The following is a 15,875-nucleotide window of genomic DNA, read 5'->3' on the forward strand; positions in this document are numbered from 1 at the left end:
CCCTTTTTCTGTGCATCGGGGTTAGCCGAGCAGGCCGCTGGCGCTCTGGCCTGCCATCAGCAAGCCGATGGCCAGCACGCTGAACCAGACCAGGGTTGCGCTTACCAGCAGATAGCCGCTGGCGACGAACAGACCGTCCCGCTGCAACATGCCGGTGGCCAGCAGCAGGATGGCCCAGGCAGGCATGGCGTTGGTGAACGGGATGGCGCCCAGGGGCAGCATCAGCAGCAGGGCGGCCAGCATGATCAGCAGGCCGTTGCAGCGGTTGACCGTGCTGCTGCCGGTCAGCACCAGCAGGCGCGGGCGGATAACGCGATCGACCCGGGCCAGCAGATCCGCCCCCTTGTGCAGGGTCGGCTTGAGCTGGTCGGCGGCGAAGCGGCGCTCCATCAGCATGGCGGGCAGCCAGGGCACCCGGTTGAGGGTGATGCCGATGCCGATAAAGAGGATCAGCAGGCCAAACGGGGTGCTGACCCCGGGAATGGAGACCGGCAGCAGGAAGGGGACGGTGAGCAGCACGCAGAACAGCAGCATCCCCTGCTCACCCACCAGCGCGAGCATCTGGCGCAGGCTGATATGGCTCTCGTCGATGGCATGCGCGGTGGCCCGCAGGGTATCCGCGAGGGTGGTTTTGGGGTCGTGAAGTTGCGCGGCAACCATTCCCTGATGTCCTTCTGAGTGGTGATAACGGGCCCCGATGACCCGATTTGGCGCCAGCATACGTGGCAGAGGTTAACCGTCGATGAATGGTGGCAGGGGCGCATAGCGGCGCCAGTGGGGCGGTTCGGCAGAGGTTCCGGCGAGAGGGAAATCCCGCGATGAAAGTGATCCGGTACAGCCGCCGTTTAGGATGGGCGCAGGACGCCTCTGGTATGCTTTCTGCACAATCACACAGGGAGCAGGGGATGATGAAGAGAGCCGGTATAGCGATGATGGGGCTGTTGTTGCCACTGGGGCCGGTCTGGAGTGCTGAGGGTTCAGCCACATCCGGTTGGCAGGTGACGCCGTTTTTCGGCTACAGCTCAGCCATCGACTTCGAGAAGAGTGGCGATGTGGTGCAGCCGGTGCCGCTTTCTGCATCGTTTGATTCACTGCAGGGGCAGAGCTCCGGCAGCTGGGGTCTTTTTATTAGCAAGGAGGTGGATGATCCCGGCATGATCGAGCTGCTCTACAGCCATCAGTCCACCACCCTCTCTCCCGACCAGCCGGATCGCCTGACGGTCGATACCCTGCACTTTTCCGGTGCCTTGACCCTCTCTGACAACCTGATGGCGCCCTATATCGGCGCCGGGATCGGGGTGACCCGTTTTGCCGCCTACGACAGCGAGGTGACCCCTTCCATGTCGCTGGCGCTCGGGGTGCAACCGCGCCTCGCCGAGCATCTGGCCCTGCGGGCCGAGGTGCGCGGTTATGGCTCGCTGGTCAACGACAACAACCAGTTTCTCTGCAACCCGGAGCAGTGCGTGTTCAAGGTGCGCGGGGAGCTGGTAACCCAGTGGCAGGCCAATATCGGTCTTACCTTCCGCTTTTAGGCGAGGGGATTTTCCCTATGAAACAGGGGCTCCTGTTTCAGTAGTAATCTTCCGCTGTGATCGTTAATCAATCGGTAGCTCTTCACGCCCCCTTGTTAGTCGGCGTCGCCCATACCGCGCAGTTTCTGCCCGCTTCCTTGGCGCCATAAAGCGCCTGATCCACCCGCTTGAACAGCGAGACGGCCGGTTCCCTGGGCTCGCGGATCCCCACTCCCAGACTGACCGTCATGGTATGGGCCGGGTCGGGTGCTATGGTGCGGGTCGCAGTGAGCAGGGTGTTGGCCAGTTGCTGCAGCTCGGCTTCGTGGGCGACGGGCAGCAGCAGGGCAAACTCTTCACCCCCGACACGGGCCGCCAGCGCACCGGGTGGGCAGTGCTGTTGCAACAGCTCGCCAAACTGTTGCAACACCCGATCCCCGATATCGTGGCCGTAGTTGTCATTGATCAGCTTGAAGTGATCCAGATCCAGCAGGATGAGAGCGTGGCAAATCCCCTGTTCCAGAAACAGCTGCTGATGAAAGTAGCGCCGGTTTGGCAGCCTAGTCAGATCGTCAAACAGCGCCTGCTGTCTGAGCTGGGTATTGATGTGAAAGAGATGGTGCATGGTGCTCAGGATGCCGATGCTGCTGAGCAGGATGCCGCTGGAGCGCAGCAAATCCTCGGCATAGATGGCGAGCCAGAGTGGCTGCGCCACCAGTTCATCCATGATGTCGGCGGTGGCCCCCATGATCCACAACATCAGACCGCAGGAGAGCATGCGGTAGGTGTGGGTGGGCAGGTGGGCGCACTGCACCACCCAGAACAGGAACAGCATGGTGAGCCAGTTGATCACCTCGAAGCCAAAGCTGACGGCGTAAAAGCGCTCGTAGGGGAAGTGGGGCAGCAGCAACAGATGAAGGGCCATGATGGCCAGCATCACTATCCCCAGCAGCGCGATGTGGGCGCGATGCTCCCGGTCGAGGTGACGGTAGTGGGAGAGGCTGATGTCGAGACGATCGAACTGCATGGTGTTCCTCGGATTGGGACTGCCATCACCTTGCAAACAAGGGGCTGTGTAATGGCATGCCGTGGTCGGATAACAGGAAACGGCTGGTCTGTCAGTGTAAACGAGCGGGCCCGCAGCGCGCGATATCGATGACGTCAGCTTGTGGGCTGGCTCAGGGTTTGCGCACTTCTGGTGCGCGACGTATCGCCTGCCCTGCGACAGGGCGACCCTGGGCAGGTTAGCGCAGCTCATGCGCCAAATTGGTGCATTGATGATGTATGATCTTTCTAATGCAATGATTTAAAAGGATTTAAATTTATGGCCCGCTTTATGCTTTTTAGATGTCAGACGGTCTCTTGCGGTCATCGGCGGCAGACGCAGTGATGAGGAAGTGGCAAGAGACATCCCCGTGCCGGGCGCGGGTGTGATTCTGGCGGGTTGCAGCAACACCTTGCGGTTCGCCACAGATTCAATCAGGGAAACGGAGCCGGTCTTGTACCGGTACGACAGGGAAGGAGAGTGCTCTATGGTCAAAAAATGGATGATGGCGGGTCTGACGATGTTGCCTGCCTTGCTGGTTACCCCAAGTTGGGCCGAAGAGGTCGCTCAGGTACAGGCGGCGGTGGCGCCGGTTGCCGCCATGACAATCAACAAGGGTGACAACACTTGGATGCTTCTCTCGGCGGCGCTGGTGATCCTGATGTCGATCCCCGGTCTCGCCCTCTTCTACGGTGGTCTGGTGCGGGCCAAAAACATGCTGAGCGTGCTGATGCAGGTCTTTACCCTGTTCTGCCTCATCTGCGTGCTCTGGGTGATCTACGGCTATTCGCTGGCCTTTACCGAAGGGGGCAATTTCTACGGCTCCTTCAGCAAGGTGTTGCTCAAGGGGGTGACCCCTGACTCCATCGCCGCCACCTTCAGCAAGGGTGTCGGGATCAGCGAGCTGATCTATGTGGTGTTCCAGGGGGCCTTTGCCGCCATCACCTGCGGCCTTATCGTGGGGGCGTTTGCCGAGCGCATCAAGTTTGCTGCCGTGCTGCTCTTCTCGGTGATCTGGTTCACCTTCGCCTATATCCCGCTGGCTCATATGGTGTGGTATTGGGCGGGTCCGGATGCCTATACCAGCGCCGAGGCTGCGGCCACGGCGACTGCAACTGCCGGCTATCTGTTCCAGCATGGTGCGCTGGACTTTGCAGGCGGCACAGTGGTGCACATCAACGCTGCCGTGGCGGGTCTGGTGGGTGCCTATCTGGTGGGCAAGCGTCTGGGCTACGGTCGTGATCCCATGACCCCCCACAGCCTGACCATGACCATGATCGGTGCCTCCCTGCTCTGGTTCGGCTGGTTCGGTTTCAACGCGGGCTCCGCGCTGGAAGCCAACGGTATCGCCTCACTCGCCTTTATCAACACCTGGGTAGCGCCGGCTGCGGCAGCTCTCTCATGGACGCTGGCCGAGTGGGTGATGAAGGGACGTCCCTCCCTGCTGGGTGCGGCATCCGGTGCGGTGTCCGGTCTGGTGGTGATCACCCCGGCAGCCGGTTTCGTCGGTGTGGGCGGTGGTCTGGTGATGGGCCTTATCAGTGGCGTGGCGGGTCTGTGGGGCGTCCACGGTCTCAAGCGCCTGCTGGGGGCCGATGACAGTCTGGACGTCTTTGGCGTACACGGGGTGTGCGGCATTCTCGGCGCCCTGCTGACCGGTGTCTTTGCCAGCCCGGATCTGGGCGGTACCGGGGTGTGGGACTATGTCACCAATCAGGTTGCCGAGGGGTACTCGATCCTGACTCAGGTGAAGATCCAGGCTATCGGGGTCGGTGTCACCCTGCTCTGGTCCGGTGCCGTGGCGGCGATTGCCTTCAAGGCGGTCGACATGCTGGTGGGTCTGCGGGTGAACGGCGATGCCGAGCGGGAAGGGCTGGATGTCACCTCCCACGGCGAGAAGGCTTACAGCATGTAACCCCGAATGCCAGAGAACAAAAAACCGCCGGAACCGGCGGTTTTTTTATGACTCTAAAGCTGCAAAGCCTGAGTTCACACGCTTAATTCACGACGGCCACGTTGATGCTGCCATTGCCCTGGGTCATGCGTACACGGGCGCCCGGGGTGAAGGTGGGGCTGGCTTTCTGCACCACCACGATGGCTTCGCCGTTCTCTTTCTTGATCTCCAGCTCGACGCCGTCGACCTGATTCATCTTGTTGCCGATGGCGTTGCCCGCCGCCGCACCGGCGATGGCGCCGCCTGCGGCGGCGATGTCGCGTCCGGTGCCGCCACCCACAGTGCTGCCCAGCAGGCCACCGACTACGGCGCCGCCAATGGTGCCAATCAGGGAGTTCTCATCGGCCTGGATCTTCACCGGGCGGGTGGAGATGATGGTGCCGTAGCTGACGGTCTGCACCTGTTTGGCGCGGTCTTTGGTGTAAACATCGCCAGAGTAAACGTCACTGTTGGCGCATCCGGTGATGGTGGTTGCTGCCAGCAGGGCAATAAGGGTCATACGCTTCAACATGGTGGGCCTCCTGGGCTGCACGTAATTTGAACAATCCGGTTGATGAGTGAACTTTACTCCAACCCCGTCACACATGAAATCGGCAAAATGTAACCAATTATGCGTTCTGTAACCGGTTTTGTCCTTGAATCGCAGCTGTACCGGAGAGGGTTTTAACCAGCAGCAGACGGTCTTCTCCGGGGCCGAAATAGTCGGCTACTTCCGCCTGCAATGTGTAACCGAGCCGGTAGTAGAGGCGCTGGGCCGGATTGGCCGGATCGACTGTGAGCCGCAGTTCGCTGATCTGCAGTGCCTGCTGGTTGGCCTCCATCTGGCGCATCATTCGCTCGGCCAGACCAAAACCGCGTGCCTCGGGCAGCACCGCCAGTGAGAGCACCCAGCCTTGCGACCGCTCCTGACCGAATCCCCCCAGCACATAACCCACCAGCTGCCCCTCGTATTCAGCCACCAGCAACAACTCGGGCCACAAATCCATCGCCTGACGGAAGAAGAAGGCGGGATAGACATCTTCGCCAAACACCTTGGCATCGATCTGCCAGATGGCGTGCATGTCATGGTGGGTGGCGGGGCGTAGCAGGGGCGGGTTGTGGTGCATCAGGACTCCATTGTCAGCAAACGGATCGGCAACGCCGCTGACCTTGGAGTCAACGGCAGAAAAGGAGTCATAGGGTAGTGGTCATCCCCTGCCGGATGCAAGGGATTGGCGGTTATGGCGGCAGGGGGCGGCTCTGGGGCAGTTTGGGAGCTTTGCGCAAGCCGTCGAGCAGATGGCGGAGGGTGAGCCAGGGGTGGTGCAGCAACATGCGCGGGCCGCTCCACTTCATCACCTGCTGGATCTGTTTGCGCATCGCCGGTGCGTAACAGTGGATATTGCAATTGGCGCAGGTGGGTTTGTGGCCGTGGCCATAACGGCAGCGACGAAGGCGCTGATGGGCGAAATCCCGCAACTGGCGACAGTGGCGGCAATGGGGATCCTGATGATGGTGCTGGCAGTAGAGGCGGATCATGGCGCTGACCGTCTGCTGCTCGCGCATGAGTCTGGGATGGTCACTCGCCTTTTTGCTGGCTGCGGCGTGTGAGCCCCGGGCTGGGCTGGCATGATGACTTTTCATGGTCGCCATTCTCCTGACCTGCTCGCTTTGGGTGTTGATACAGGTCAAAAGGGGGGATAAAAAAACAGGGCCCGCAGGCCCTGTGTCATCAGATGAGGCTGGTTGCCTGCTCCAGCCAGGCGAGATCCTCGCCTTCGAGCAGTGGGCTCAGGCGGCGGAACACCTCGACATGGTATTCGTTGATCCAGCGGAATTCGGCCGGGCTCAGCAGGCTGCGGTCGATCAGGCGGGTATCGAACGGCACGTAGGTCAGCCGCTCGAAGCCCAGCATCGGCAGCTCGCCAACCGGTTCCAGCTCGGTCACGACTACCAGGTTCTCGCAGCGGATGCCGAAGCCATCTTCACGGTAGTAGCCCGGCTCGTTGGAGAGCACCATGCCCGGTTGCAGGGCGACCAAGCTCCCTTTCGGCGCGATGCGCTGGGGCCCTTCGTGGACGCTCAGGAAGTGGCCGACGCCGTGGCCGGTGCCGTGGTCGTAGTTGTAACCGGCTTGCCACAGCGGCATGCGGGCCAGCACGTCGAGCTGGATACCGGCGGTGCCGCGGGGGAAGCGGGCCTGATCCAGCGCGATATGGCCCTGCAGTACCCGGGTAAACATCGCCTTCTGCTCGTCGCTCACCTCACCCACCTTGATGGTGCGGGTGATGTCGGTGGTGCCATCCATATACTGGGCGCCGGAGTCCAGCAGATAGAGGCTGTCCTGGCCAAACGCGCGCGGGGTGCCGTTGGTGTGGTGGTAGTGGCACATGGCGGCGTTGGGGCCGAGCGCGGAGATGGTATCGAAGCTCGGCTCGACGTAGTGCTCCTGCTCGCGGCGGAACGCTTCCACCTGATCGGCCAGAGTGCCTTCATCCACCCCCTCGAACTCGCCGGAGGCGACCAGCCGATCCAGCCAGGCGAGGAAGCGGGTCATGGCCACGCCATCGCGCAGGTGAGCGGCACGCATACCGGTCAGCTCGATTTCGTTCTTGCACGCTTTCGGCAGCATGGTGGGGTCTTGGCCAGCCACCAGAATGGCACCCGCCTCTTCCATGACGAGCTGGGTCCAGGCGTTGGCGCTGTCCGGATCGGCCAGCACCTTCTGCTGATCTTCACCGATGCGCTGCAGCACGTCGCCCAGCTTGTCGATGGGGTAGACGGAGACATCCTGCCCCACGTGTTGGGTAAAGGCGAAGCAGTCAATTTTGTCGGTATCGACGAAGAAATCCATGCTGGTGTTGGCGTAGAGCACCGCAAAGCCCAGCACCACCGGCAGCCGGTCGATATCGCGGCCGCGCAGGTTGAGCAGCCAGTTGATGGGCTCGGCCTGGGTCAGCAGCACCGCATCCAGCCCGCGCTTGCGCAGGTCGGCCGCCAGCTGTTCACGTTTGGACTGGCTGGACTGGCCCGCCAGCTCCTCGCTGTAGAGGATGACCGGGCTCTTGGTCGGCTCCGGGCGATCGCTCCAGTTCAGGTCGATGGGGTTCTGCTCGACGCGGATCAGCTCGATACCACGATCGGCCAGCACGGCCTTGGCGTTCTTGTACCAGGTCAGGCTGTGCAGGCGGGCATCGAAGCCAACCCGGGAGCCTGACGGCAGCTGCTCGGCCAGCCACTGGACATGAGGATTTTCAATGAGGTGGAGGAATTCGAACAGTTCGGCGGGAGTTTGCATCCGCGCCTGCACCGTATAGCGACCATCGACAAAGAGGGCTGCCCGCTGGGCCATGATGATGGAGACTCCGGCAGAGCCGTTGAAACCGGTGATCCAGTCAAGCCGCTCGGCATAGGCGGGGATGTACTCGCCGAGGTGCTCATCATCGTGGGGGACGATAAAGGCGTCCAACTCCTGCATGGCCAGCTCGGCCCTGACTTGGGCGACGCGGGTTTCAATTATCTCGAAATTATTCATGTCGTTAGTGCCAGATGGTTGCTATATGAGTGTTCAGTTTTTATGGCCGCTGGCCAGGATCCGCTTGATCGACTGACCCGCTGCTTCGATATGCTGCCTGAGCAGCACCACCGCCTCGTGCTTGCGCCGGGCGCGGCACAGTTCCAGCAATTGGGCGTGTTCACGCTCCGCCTTGTCCACCCCGTCGCTGGCAAACAGCAGCTCGAAGCGGACATAGCGGTCACAGCTCAGATTGATCTGGGCGATCAGTTCAAGTGCCTGGGGGCGACCGGCTGCCTGATAGAGGGTGGCGTGAAAGCTGTGGTTCAACTCGGCCCAATGTTCGATCTGGGTGCCTGACTCTAGGGCGTGATCAAACTGGGCGAGGATCGCCTCCGCTTGTGCGAAGGTGGCTTCCGTCATCTTGTCGACGGCGTGAAACAGGGTATCGGCTTCCAGCAGCGCTCGCAAATAAAAGAGCTCTTCAATGGCCGAGGCGTCCAGCATGGTGACCACGGCGCCGCGATGGGCTTCGAACTTCACCAGCCCCTGCGCTTCCAGTTGCATCAGGGCTTCGCGCACCGGAATGCGGCTCACGGCCAGCTCTTTGGCAATGGCATCCTGACGCAAGGGGGCGCCAGCGGGGAACTCCCCACGGAGGATCCGGCCACGGAGGTTTTCCATCACCATCTGGGTTCGGGTCTTGTAGGGTGGGGTCATGGTCGGGTCACGATTGGGCGTTACAGAATTGTATATTGTATAAAGTTTGGCTGAATCTAACCTGTCACAACAGGCAAAGGCAAGGTTTTGGCCCCTTTAACGGGAGCGATGGCGGCGTTCGGGGCTCCACAAAAACAAAAATGCCGGTCAGCGTGGCTGACCGGCATGATGTCACTGATACGAAGCGAGCCTGTTACAGCTGCGGGCCTGCCGCAACCAGACGTTTGCCTTCGTCGTTATCGGTGAAGCGCTCGAAGTTCTTGATGAAGCGCCCTGCCAGATCGACGGCCTTGGCATCCCACTCGGCCTTGTCGGCGTAAGTGTCGCGCGGGTCGAGGATCGCCGGGTTCACATCGTGCAGCGCGGTCGGGATCTCCAGATTGAAGATCGGCAGCACCTTGGTCTCGGCCTTCTCGATGGAGCCATCCAGGATGGCGTCGATGATGGCGCGGGTATCCTTGATGGAGATGCGCTTGCCAGTGCCGTTCCAGCCGGTGTTGACCAGATAGGCCTCTGCACCTGCCGCTTCCATCCGTTTCACCAGCTCCTGACCGTACTTGGTCGGGTGCAGGGAGAGGAAGGCTGCGCCGAAGCAGGAGGAGAAGGTCGGAGTCGGCTCTGTGATGCCGCGCTCGGTACCGGCCAGTTTAGCGGTGAAGCCAGACAGGAAGTGGTACTTGGTCTGCTCCTTGGTCAGTTTGGAGACCGGGGGCAGCACGCCGAAAGCGTCGGCAGTCAGGAAGATCACCTTGGTGGCGTGACCTGCCTTGGAGACCGGCTTGACGATGTTGTCGATATGATAGATGGGGTAGGAGACGCGGGTGTTCTCGGTCTTGGAGCCATCATCGAAGTCGATGGTGCCATCGGCAGCAACGGTCACGTTCTCCAGCAGCGCATCGCGACGGATGGCGTGGTAGATGTCCGGCTCGGCCTCTTCGGAGAGCTTGATGGTCTTGGCGTAGCAGCCCCCTTCGAAGTTGAACACGCCGTGGTCATCCCAGCCGTGCTCGTCATCGCCGATCAGCTGACGCTTGGGATCGGTGGAGAGGGTGGTCTTGCCGGTGCCGGAGAGGCCGAAGAAGATGGCAACGTCGCCGTCCTGACCCACGTTGGCGGAGCAGTGCATGGAGGCAATGCCGCGCAGGGGCAGGAAGTAGTTCATCATGGAGAACATGCCCTTCTTCATCTCGCCACCGTACCAGGTGCCACCGATGAGCTGCATCTTCTCGGTCATGTTGAAGGCAACAAAGTTCTCGGAGTTGAGACCCTGCTCCTTCCAGTTCGGGTTGGTGCACTTGGCACCGTTCATCACCACGAAGTCAGGCTTGAAGGTTTTCAGCTCTTCATCGCTCGGGCGGATGAACATGTTTTTCACGAAGTGTGCCTGCCAGGCCACCTCGGTGATGATGCGCACGGCCAGGCGGGTATCCGGGTTGGCACCGCAGAAACCGTCGACCACAAACAGGCGCTTGCCGGAGAGCTGTTTGGTGACCAGCCCTTTCAGATGTGACCACACTTCCGGGGTAATGGCTTTGTTATCGTTTTTACCCTGGTCAGACCACCACACAGTATCCTGGGTAGTGGCATCTTTGACGATATATTTATCTTTCGGGGAGCGACCGGTGAAGATACCGGTGTTTACGTTGACGGCGCCCAGTTCGGTCACCACACCGCGCTCGAACCCTTCCAGGTCAGGGCGTGTCTCTTCCGCGAAAAGCTGCTCGTAAGAGGGGTTGCGAACGATTTCTTGGCTGTTTTTGATGCCGTACTGGTCCAGTCCTAATTGTTGGGCCAGGGTGGGTTCTGCCACGATTGTCATTGTATTCTCCTGGGTTCAGAGGTTGGTAGGGTTCTATCTGACGGTCATCCTATCACTTAGGTGGTAGAGTTTAGCGATCGCCATCAAACTTTATAAAATAGGGTATTTTTTTGTTATTAAAGTTAAAGGCGGGTTTTGCCCGCCTTTAATTAGTGTAACTGGTTTGCATCATTGCCGGGAGCCCTGCTGAACAGGGTTTCGACATCGATCCCATTAAATTGGTACTGGGCGCCGCAATAATCACAGTGCATGTCGATCTTGCCGAGCTCCTGCACCATCTCCATCACCTCTTCCTTTTCTATCTGCAACAGGGCTCCTTCGCAGCGCTCGCGGGAGCAGGTGCAGCGGAACTCGACCGCCTGCGGATCGAACACCCGCACCTTGTCCTGATGGTAGAGACGGTAGAGGATCTCTTCTGCCTGCAGGCCGAACAGCTCTTCATCCTTGATGGTGCTGGTGAGCTGGGTCAGGTGATCGAAATCGTTGCTGTGATCCTCGCTCTGGGCGGGCAGCTCCTGCAGCATGATGCCGGCAGCGCGCGGCGCACCTTCGTGATAGCCGGTGCGGATCCACAGCTTGGTGGCCAGCTGTTCGGAGCGGGCGAAGTAGTGCTCCAGGCAGCCCGCCAGGGTGTCGGCATCCAGCGCGATGATGCCCTGATAGCGCTCACCCTGCTCCGGGGTGATGGTGATGATCAGCTGGCCGTTGCCAATCAGGCTCTGCAGCTTGCCATCGCTCGGCAGCTCGCCTTCATAGCGGGCCACGCCGCGCAGCTGCTGGTTGTTGTCACCGTTGATCACGGCCAGACGCACCGGGCCATCACCCTGCAGCTGCACCGTGATGGAGCCTTCAAACTTGAGGGTGGCGGTCAGCAGGCTGGTGGCGACCAGCAGCTCGCCCAGCAGTTTTTGCACCTGCACCGGGTAGTTCTGGGCTTCCACTACGTGGCGGTAGGTGTGATCCAGCTGGACCAGCTCGCCACGCACTTCGTACTCTTCAAACAGATAGCGATACAGCAGATCTTGGTTGCTCATCATGTATTCCTGGCTTTTCGGTGAGGTAAATCGGGCGGGCTGGGGTTGATGCCAGCCCGGTATCAAATCGGGGTCGGTCAGTACTGTTTGACCTTGAGCAACTGGCGTCGCTCCTGCTTGTCGGGGCGGCGCTCGGGGCTGGGGGCAAACTGGCTGTTGAAGCGGCGCGCCTCGCTGTTCTCGGCCCGTTTTTTCAGGCTCTCGGCGGTCTCTTCATAGAGCTGCTGGGCGAGCGGTGCCGATTTGCGCTGCTCGCTCAAGGCCAGCACCCGCACTTCGCGTTCGTCCTGCCCCTGCCAGAAGCGGATCAATGCACCCACTTCCACCTGTTTGCCCGGTTTGCTGCGCTGACCATTGTAGTGCACCTTGCCCCCGTCGATCTGATCCCGCGCAATGGAGCGGGTCTTGTAGAAACGGGCCGCCCACAACCACTTGTCGAGACGAACCTCGAGGGCACTTTCTGCATGATTGGGCATGAACAGGCTCCATAACGGGGAAAAGAGGTGGTCGATTATACCAGAGCACGGGGTCGGGATAGAAACCGGGCAGCCGCCGCGCGGGGCGCAAACCATGTCAAGGTGATGCAACATATGGGCAGTTTGCTGATTCACAAGGGAAAGCCGCTGCTTTATCGGGTGTTCATGGGGACTGGGAAGGGCCTTCATACCGCGCATATAACACTGCCGCCCCCAACAGGGGCGGCAGTGTTCACATCCATCGGCCATGTCAGAGTCAGAAGTGATCGTGCTGATCCGGCTTCTTCTGGTCGTGGGGGCCTTCGCTGTGGGCGATGGCGGTACGGATGAGGTCAACCCCGGCACGGATAATCAGCACCCCCATGTTGACCAGCTTGACGCAGACCCACATGAAGGTGATGAGCAGGATCAGCTTGAGCACGGTCTGGAAGGCTTCCAGGAAGTTCTGCTCCAGCTGGGCGGTCAGGCCGTTGGCGCTGGTCATCAGCCAGGTGTAGACCTCGCGCACGAACGGGATGCGGCTTGGCATCTCCAGTACATCCAGTGCGGCAGGGAGCGCCTGGAAGATGACGATGCTGCCGAACAGGATCAAAATGACACCGATGGCGATGCCGAGGAAAAAGCCGAACTGTCTCATGGAGGGCTCCAGCATTTGCTGCATGAAATTGAAGATAGCCGCCAATAGTAGGGAGTGCCCTGCTTCATCGCAATCTTCCGTGCACCGCCAGCGCGGCGGGAACGGCGGCGATCCGGCCGCTACCGTTGCCCAACTATCTGATTTCTGGGAGGCTTGTCGCCATTGTGCATAGGGAAAGCAAATTGATGTCGAGAACCCTCTTTTTACTCTTGCTGGCGCTGTTTGCCGCTCTGCCAGCCCTGAGTGCCGAACCGGCGGCACCGACGGCAGCGGCCTGCGCCATCCGTCATCAGGATCAACTGCTGCTGGTGCAGGATCGCATCTCCTCCCGCTACAGCCTGAGCGGTGGCTATATCGATGGCGGCGAGAGCCCGCAGCAGGCGGCGCTGCGCGAACTCTATGAAGAGACCGGCTTGCGGGGGGAGGTGGTGCAGGAGTTGGGCCGCTGGCAGCGGGCGCTTATCTTCGCCTGCCGCACTCTGGAGCCTATCGTCGCCCAGCAAGATTCCGATTTTGTCTCTCTGCTGAAAGCTCCCAATCTGGGCGGCGAGATCCTTAACGCCCGGCTGATCGCCATCGACCAGCTCCCCCGCGAGCAGCGCCGTTTCCCGGATCAGCTCGACTGGCTGCAATCCCGACTGGATAAGGTGCCGGAGAGCGAGGTGCACTGGCAGGCCGATTTCGTGGCGCAGGGCAATGCGCTGCATCAGGCCGAGATTCCGCTGATGGTGCGGCTGCAGCAGTGGCTGGGGCCCGATGTCTGGTGGCTGTCGGTCAGCAATCTGTTTGGTTCAGGCGGCTTTCAGCTTGCCCTGATACCTTTGCTGCTCCCGCTGCTGGGGTGGCCGCGGCTGCGCCAGTTGCTGTTCGCCATGCTCTGGCTTGGGCTGCTGGTGCAGGCAAGCAAGGAGGGGATCGGCTGGCCGCGCCCCTTCCATCTGCAACCGCTGCTGGCGGCCCAGAGCGCGCAAGGCTTTGGCATGCCGAGCGGCCATACCGCTTCGGCCCTGCTGTTCTGGGGGGCACTGCTTGGCGGGCTCTGGCCTGCCCGGCGCGGGCTGGCTTATTCGCTGGCCTTGCTGCTGGCGCTGACCACAGGTCTGGCGCGGGTCTGGCTTGGGGTGCACTTTATCTCCGATGTGGCGGTTGGCCTGCTGCTCGGCGCCTTGCTGCTGGCCGCGCGTCCCTGCTGGCGTGCCGACAGGCATACGGCGGCTTGGCTGCTGCTGATTGCATCTGCGCTGGCGCTCGGGGTGCTGACCCAATCGGCCCATCTGGCCGGGATCGGCATGGCTGCGCTCGGGCTCTGGGTTGGCGGTTTGCGCTCCCTGATCCGCGGCGGTTATCCCCCCATTGTGACCGGCGTGGTCACCCTGGCGGGGGGCGCGGTGATCGGGGCGGGGCTCTGGTCGCTGCCGCTGCTGACCAGCAGTTCGCTGGCTATCCTGCTTGGTCAGTTTGTGCTCTTTTTCGGGCTGGGGCTCTGGTTGAGCGCTGGCCTCTGGTGGATACTCTCTTTCTTGAAATGCGACACACGACCCAAGGGCAACGGCTCTGACAAGGGAACTCTATGAATGTGAAAAAAGTGGATTTGGCCAAGATAACCCTGGGGGTGCTGTTTCTCAGCATCCTGATTATCTCCTGTTTCCTGGTGTTGCAGCCCTTCCTGCCTGCGCTGGTGTGGGCCACCATGATCACCATCGCTACCTGGCCGCTGATGTTGATGGTGCAGCGCCTGTTGTGGGGCAAGCGTACCCTGGCGGCCCTCTTTATGACGCTGGTGCTGCTGCTGATGTTCGTTATCCCGCTCTTTATGACGCTGGCCAATGTGGCGGAGAAGGCGCCCATGCTGATCGAGCTGGGTACCCATATCAGCCAGTCACCGCCGCCGGAGCTGCTCTGGCTGCAACAGATCCCGCTGGTGGGCGACAAGCTCTATGACTTCTGGCAGCAAATTCTGGCGAGCGGTGGTCAGGTGCTGTTTGCCAAGCTGGCCCCCTACTTTGGTCAGACCGCCCGCTGGTTGGCCTCTCAGGCCGGTAATCTTGGCTTGCTGTTCGTCCACTTCCTGCTGACCGTCGGTATCTGCGGGGTGCTCTATCACTCGGGTGAAATGGTGGCGACCGGCATTCGCCGCTTTGCCCACCGGCTGGCGGGTCAGCGTGGTGACAACGCCACTGTGCTCGCTTCACAGGCGATCCGTGCCGTGGCGATGGGGGTGGTGGTGACCGCGCTGGTGCAATCCTCGGTAGCTGGTGTCGGACTGCTGATTGCCGGTATCCCTTATGCCATGGTGCTGGTGGTGGTGATGTTCCTGCTGATCGTCGCCCAGATCGGCCCCTTCCCGGTGTTGCTGGCCTGTATCGGTTACCTCTACTGGAGCGGTGATACCACCTGGGGCACCTTCCTGCTGGTGTGGTCACTGATTGCGGGCACCATGGACAACTTCCTGCGCCCCTTCCTGATCAAGCGGGGCGCCGACCTGCCGCTCATCCTCATTCTGGTGGGGGTAATCGGTGGCTTGCTGACCATGGGGATCATCGGTCTCTTTATCGGCCCCGTGGTGCTGGCGGTGGGTTACACCCTGCTGGATGCATGGATCAAGGAAGATGACCAACCGGTGGCCTCTGCGGTTGAAGCGCCCAAGGCCGAGTGACGATTCAGTAAAAAGACGATTCGGTAACAAGACGAATCAGTCACCATCGCTGATGCCAGGAGCCGCCCAAAAGGGCGGCTCTTTTGTTTATTGCCATCCCATGCCGCTTCGATGGGCGAAGTGTGATCGGACGATCGAGATGCCGCAGTCCAGGTTGTATTCGTGAGTCAGCGGCATCTGCCAGAGGGGAAAATCGGGTGGCCGTTATAGCGGGGGGCTCGATTTACGCGAACGTCCGATTACGCCTTGCGGCTAATCGAACCTACGGGCTGGCAATCAAATCCTGGAGACCAAGCGTCTCAATGAGATTATTCATTAACGGGAGCTTTCTCCCGTGCTTGTCGCCACCAGGGAACGCCGCATAACTAGCGCCTGCGCCAAGTATTACGACGTGGGACTTTCCCACAATGATCTGGTTAATCTCTTCTTCAGCTGATACTTCCATGACCCGCCCTTAGCACATAACGCTTGGTTAAGGGGCGGGCTTTAGCCCGTCCCAGTGAGCGAAGCGAGCGCGCTGAACCAATAGT

At 60.8% G+C, this 15,875-nt stretch carries 15 protein-coding genes; 4 read left to right on the forward strand and 11 right to left on the reverse strand.

Going from position 1 to position 15,875, the window contains the following annotated elements; translation table 11 throughout:
• Nucleotides 1–21: 21 nt before the first annotated feature.
• Entirely contained in the window at nucleotides 22–660 is a 639-nt protein-coding gene (locus tag ACB035_RS06055) for an exopolysaccharide biosynthesis protein (RefSeq protein WP_371166903.1), read from the reverse strand.
• 248 nt (nucleotides 661–908) lie between these two features.
• On the opposite strand from ACB035_RS06055, the gene ACB035_RS06060 reads away from it, so the two are divergent.
• Nucleotides 909–1,532 carry an outer membrane beta-barrel protein gene (locus ACB035_RS06060; protein WP_201974789.1) on the forward strand — a complete coding sequence of 208 codons (624 nt, stop codon included), beginning with the start codon at nucleotides 909–911 and terminating at the stop codon, nucleotides 1,530–1,532.
• Between the two features lie 82 nt (nucleotides 1,533–1,614).
• On the opposite strand, the gene ACB035_RS06065 is transcribed toward ACB035_RS06060, so the two are convergent.
• Complete coding sequence (locus ACB035_RS06065; RefSeq protein WP_139732667.1) at nucleotides 1,615–2,538, reverse strand: GGDEF domain-containing protein; 924 nt, start codon at nucleotides 2,536–2,538, stop codon at nucleotides 1,615–1,617.
• Between the two features lie 505 nt (nucleotides 2,539–3,043).
• Here ACB035_RS06065 and amt point away from each other — a divergent pair.
• On the forward strand, nucleotides 3,044–4,471 hold the full coding sequence (gene amt, locus ACB035_RS06070; RefSeq protein WP_371166904.1) for an ammonium transporter: 1,428 nt from the start codon (nucleotides 3,044–3,046) through the stop codon (nucleotides 4,469–4,471).
• 82 nt (nucleotides 4,472–4,553) lie between these two features.
• Here amt and ACB035_RS06075 read toward each other — a convergent pair whose 3' ends face one another.
• The 9 genes from ACB035_RS06075 to ACB035_RS06115 form a co-directional block, all read right to left on the reverse strand.
• Entirely contained in the window at nucleotides 4,554–5,021 is a 468-nt protein-coding gene (locus ACB035_RS06075; protein ID WP_005340126.1) for a glycine zipper 2TM domain-containing protein, read from the reverse strand.
• A 97-nt stretch (nucleotides 5,022–5,118) separates the two neighbouring features.
• Nucleotides 5,119–5,616: a GNAT family N-acetyltransferase gene (locus ACB035_RS06080; protein ID WP_058054152.1), complete on the reverse strand. Its 498-nt coding sequence runs from the start codon at nucleotides 5,614–5,616 to the stop codon at nucleotides 5,119–5,121.
• A 112-nt stretch (nucleotides 5,617–5,728) separates the two neighbouring features.
• Nucleotides 5,729–6,133, reverse strand: coding sequence for a nitrous oxide-stimulated promoter family protein (locus ACB035_RS06085; protein ID WP_139438560.1), 405 nt, complete (start codon nucleotides 6,131–6,133; stop codon nucleotides 5,729–5,731).
• Nucleotides 6,134–6,221: 88 nt separating this feature from the next.
• Nucleotides 6,222–8,024 (reverse strand): aminopeptidase P family protein, encoded by a 1,803-nt coding sequence (locus tag ACB035_RS06090; RefSeq protein WP_371166905.1) that lies wholly within the window; start codon nucleotides 8,022–8,024, stop codon nucleotides 6,222–6,224.
• A gap of 33 nt (nucleotides 8,025–8,057) precedes the next feature.
• Nucleotides 8,058–8,723 carry a GntR family transcriptional regulator gene (locus tag ACB035_RS06095; RefSeq protein WP_005340138.1) on the reverse strand — a complete coding sequence of 222 codons (666 nt, stop codon included), beginning with the start codon at nucleotides 8,721–8,723 and terminating at the stop codon, nucleotides 8,058–8,060.
• A gap of 193 nt (nucleotides 8,724–8,916) precedes the next feature.
• Nucleotides 8,917–10,542, reverse strand: coding sequence for a phosphoenolpyruvate carboxykinase (ATP) (gene pckA, locus ACB035_RS06100; protein ID WP_005340139.1), 1,626 nt, complete (start codon nucleotides 10,540–10,542; stop codon nucleotides 8,917–8,919).
• A gap of 149 nt (nucleotides 10,543–10,691) precedes the next feature.
• Entirely contained in the window at nucleotides 10,692–11,576 is an 885-nt protein-coding gene (hslO, locus tag ACB035_RS06105; RefSeq protein ID WP_005340140.1) for an Hsp33 family molecular chaperone HslO, read from the reverse strand.
• A gap of 77 nt (nucleotides 11,577–11,653) precedes the next feature.
• Nucleotides 11,654–12,052, reverse strand: a complete 399-nt coding sequence (gene hslR / locus ACB035_RS06110) for a ribosome-associated heat shock protein Hsp15 (RefSeq protein WP_005340141.1) — start codon at nucleotides 12,050–12,052, stop codon at nucleotides 11,654–11,656.
• Between the two features lie 256 nt (nucleotides 12,053–12,308).
• Entirely contained in the window at nucleotides 12,309–12,689 is a 381-nt protein-coding gene (locus tag ACB035_RS06115; RefSeq protein ID WP_005340143.1) for a hypothetical protein, read from the reverse strand.
• Nucleotides 12,690–12,874: 185 nt separating this feature from the next.
• Between ACB035_RS06115 and ACB035_RS06120 the strand changes: the two genes are divergently transcribed.
• A complete protein-coding gene (locus ACB035_RS06120; protein ID WP_371166906.1) occupies nucleotides 12,875–14,263 on the forward strand; it encodes a phosphatase PAP2 family protein in 1,389 nt (462 codons plus the stop codon).
• Complete coding sequence (ydiK, locus tag ACB035_RS06125; protein WP_371166907.1) at nucleotides 14,260–15,345, forward strand: AI-2E family transporter YdiK; 1,086 nt, start codon at nucleotides 14,260–14,262, stop codon at nucleotides 15,343–15,345. Before ACB035_RS06120 ends, ydiK begins: the two co-directional genes overlap by 4 nt.
• Nucleotides 15,346–15,875 lie beyond the last annotated feature (530 nt).

The sequence above is a fragment of the Aeromonas sp. S12(2024) genome (genome assembly GCF_041402305.1).
Taxonomy (GTDB): Bacteria; Pseudomonadota; Gammaproteobacteria; order Enterobacterales; family Aeromonadaceae; genus Aeromonas; species Aeromonas veronii.

What these genes read in the sequence shown, in the direction of transcription:
- ACB035_RS06085 (WP_139438560.1), bottom strand. Translation starts at nt 6,133, where the DNA reads ATGAAAAGTCATCATGCCAGCCCAGCCCGGGGCTCACACGCCGCAGCC.
- ACB035_RS06075 (WP_005340126.1), bottom strand. Translation starts at nt 5,021, where the DNA reads ATGTTGAAGCGTATGACCCTTATTGCCCTGCTGGCAGCAACCACCATC.
- hslR (WP_005340141.1), bottom strand. Translation starts at nt 12,052, where the DNA reads ATGCCCAATCATGCAGAAAGTGCCCTCGAGGTTCGTCTCGACAAGTGG.
- ACB035_RS06095 (WP_005340138.1), bottom strand. Translation starts at nt 8,723, where the DNA reads ATGACCCCACCCTACAAGACCCGAACCCAGATGGTGATGGAAAACCTC.
- pckA (WP_005340139.1), bottom strand. Translation starts at nt 10,542, where the DNA reads ATGACAATCGTGGCAGAACCCACCCTGGCCCAACAATTAGGACTGGAC.
- ACB035_RS06080 (WP_058054152.1), bottom strand. Translation starts at nt 5,616, where the DNA reads ATGCACCACAACCCGCCCCTGCTACGCCCCGCCACCCACCATGACATG.
- ACB035_RS06090 (WP_371166905.1), bottom strand. Translation starts at nt 8,024, where the DNA reads ATGAATAATTTCGAGATAATTGAAACCCGCGTCGCCCAAGTCAGGGCC.
- ACB035_RS06065 (WP_139732667.1), bottom strand. Translation starts at nt 2,538, where the DNA reads ATGCAGTTCGATCGTCTCGACATCAGCCTCTCCCACTACCGTCACCTC.
- ACB035_RS06060 (WP_201974789.1), top strand. Translation starts at nt 909, where the DNA reads ATGAAGAGAGCCGGTATAGCGATGATGGGGCTGTTGTTGCCACTGGGG.
- ACB035_RS06055 (WP_371166903.1), bottom strand. Translation starts at nt 660, where the DNA reads ATGGTTGCCGCGCAACTTCACGACCCCAAAACCACCCTCGCGGATACC.
- hslO (WP_005340140.1), bottom strand. Translation starts at nt 11,576, where the DNA reads ATGAGCAACCAAGATCTGCTGTATCGCTATCTGTTTGAAGAGTACGAA.
- ydiK (WP_371166907.1), top strand. Translation starts at nt 14,260, where the DNA reads ATGAATGTGAAAAAAGTGGATTTGGCCAAGATAACCCTGGGGGTGCTG.
- ACB035_RS06115 (WP_005340143.1), bottom strand. Translation starts at nt 12,689, where the DNA reads ATGAGACAGTTCGGCTTTTTCCTCGGCATCGCCATCGGTGTCATTTTG.
- amt (WP_371166904.1), top strand. Translation starts at nt 3,044, where the DNA reads ATGGTCAAAAAATGGATGATGGCGGGTCTGACGATGTTGCCTGCCTTG.
- ACB035_RS06120 (WP_371166906.1), top strand. Translation starts at nt 12,875, where the DNA reads ATGTCGAGAACCCTCTTTTTACTCTTGCTGGCGCTGTTTGCCGCTCTG.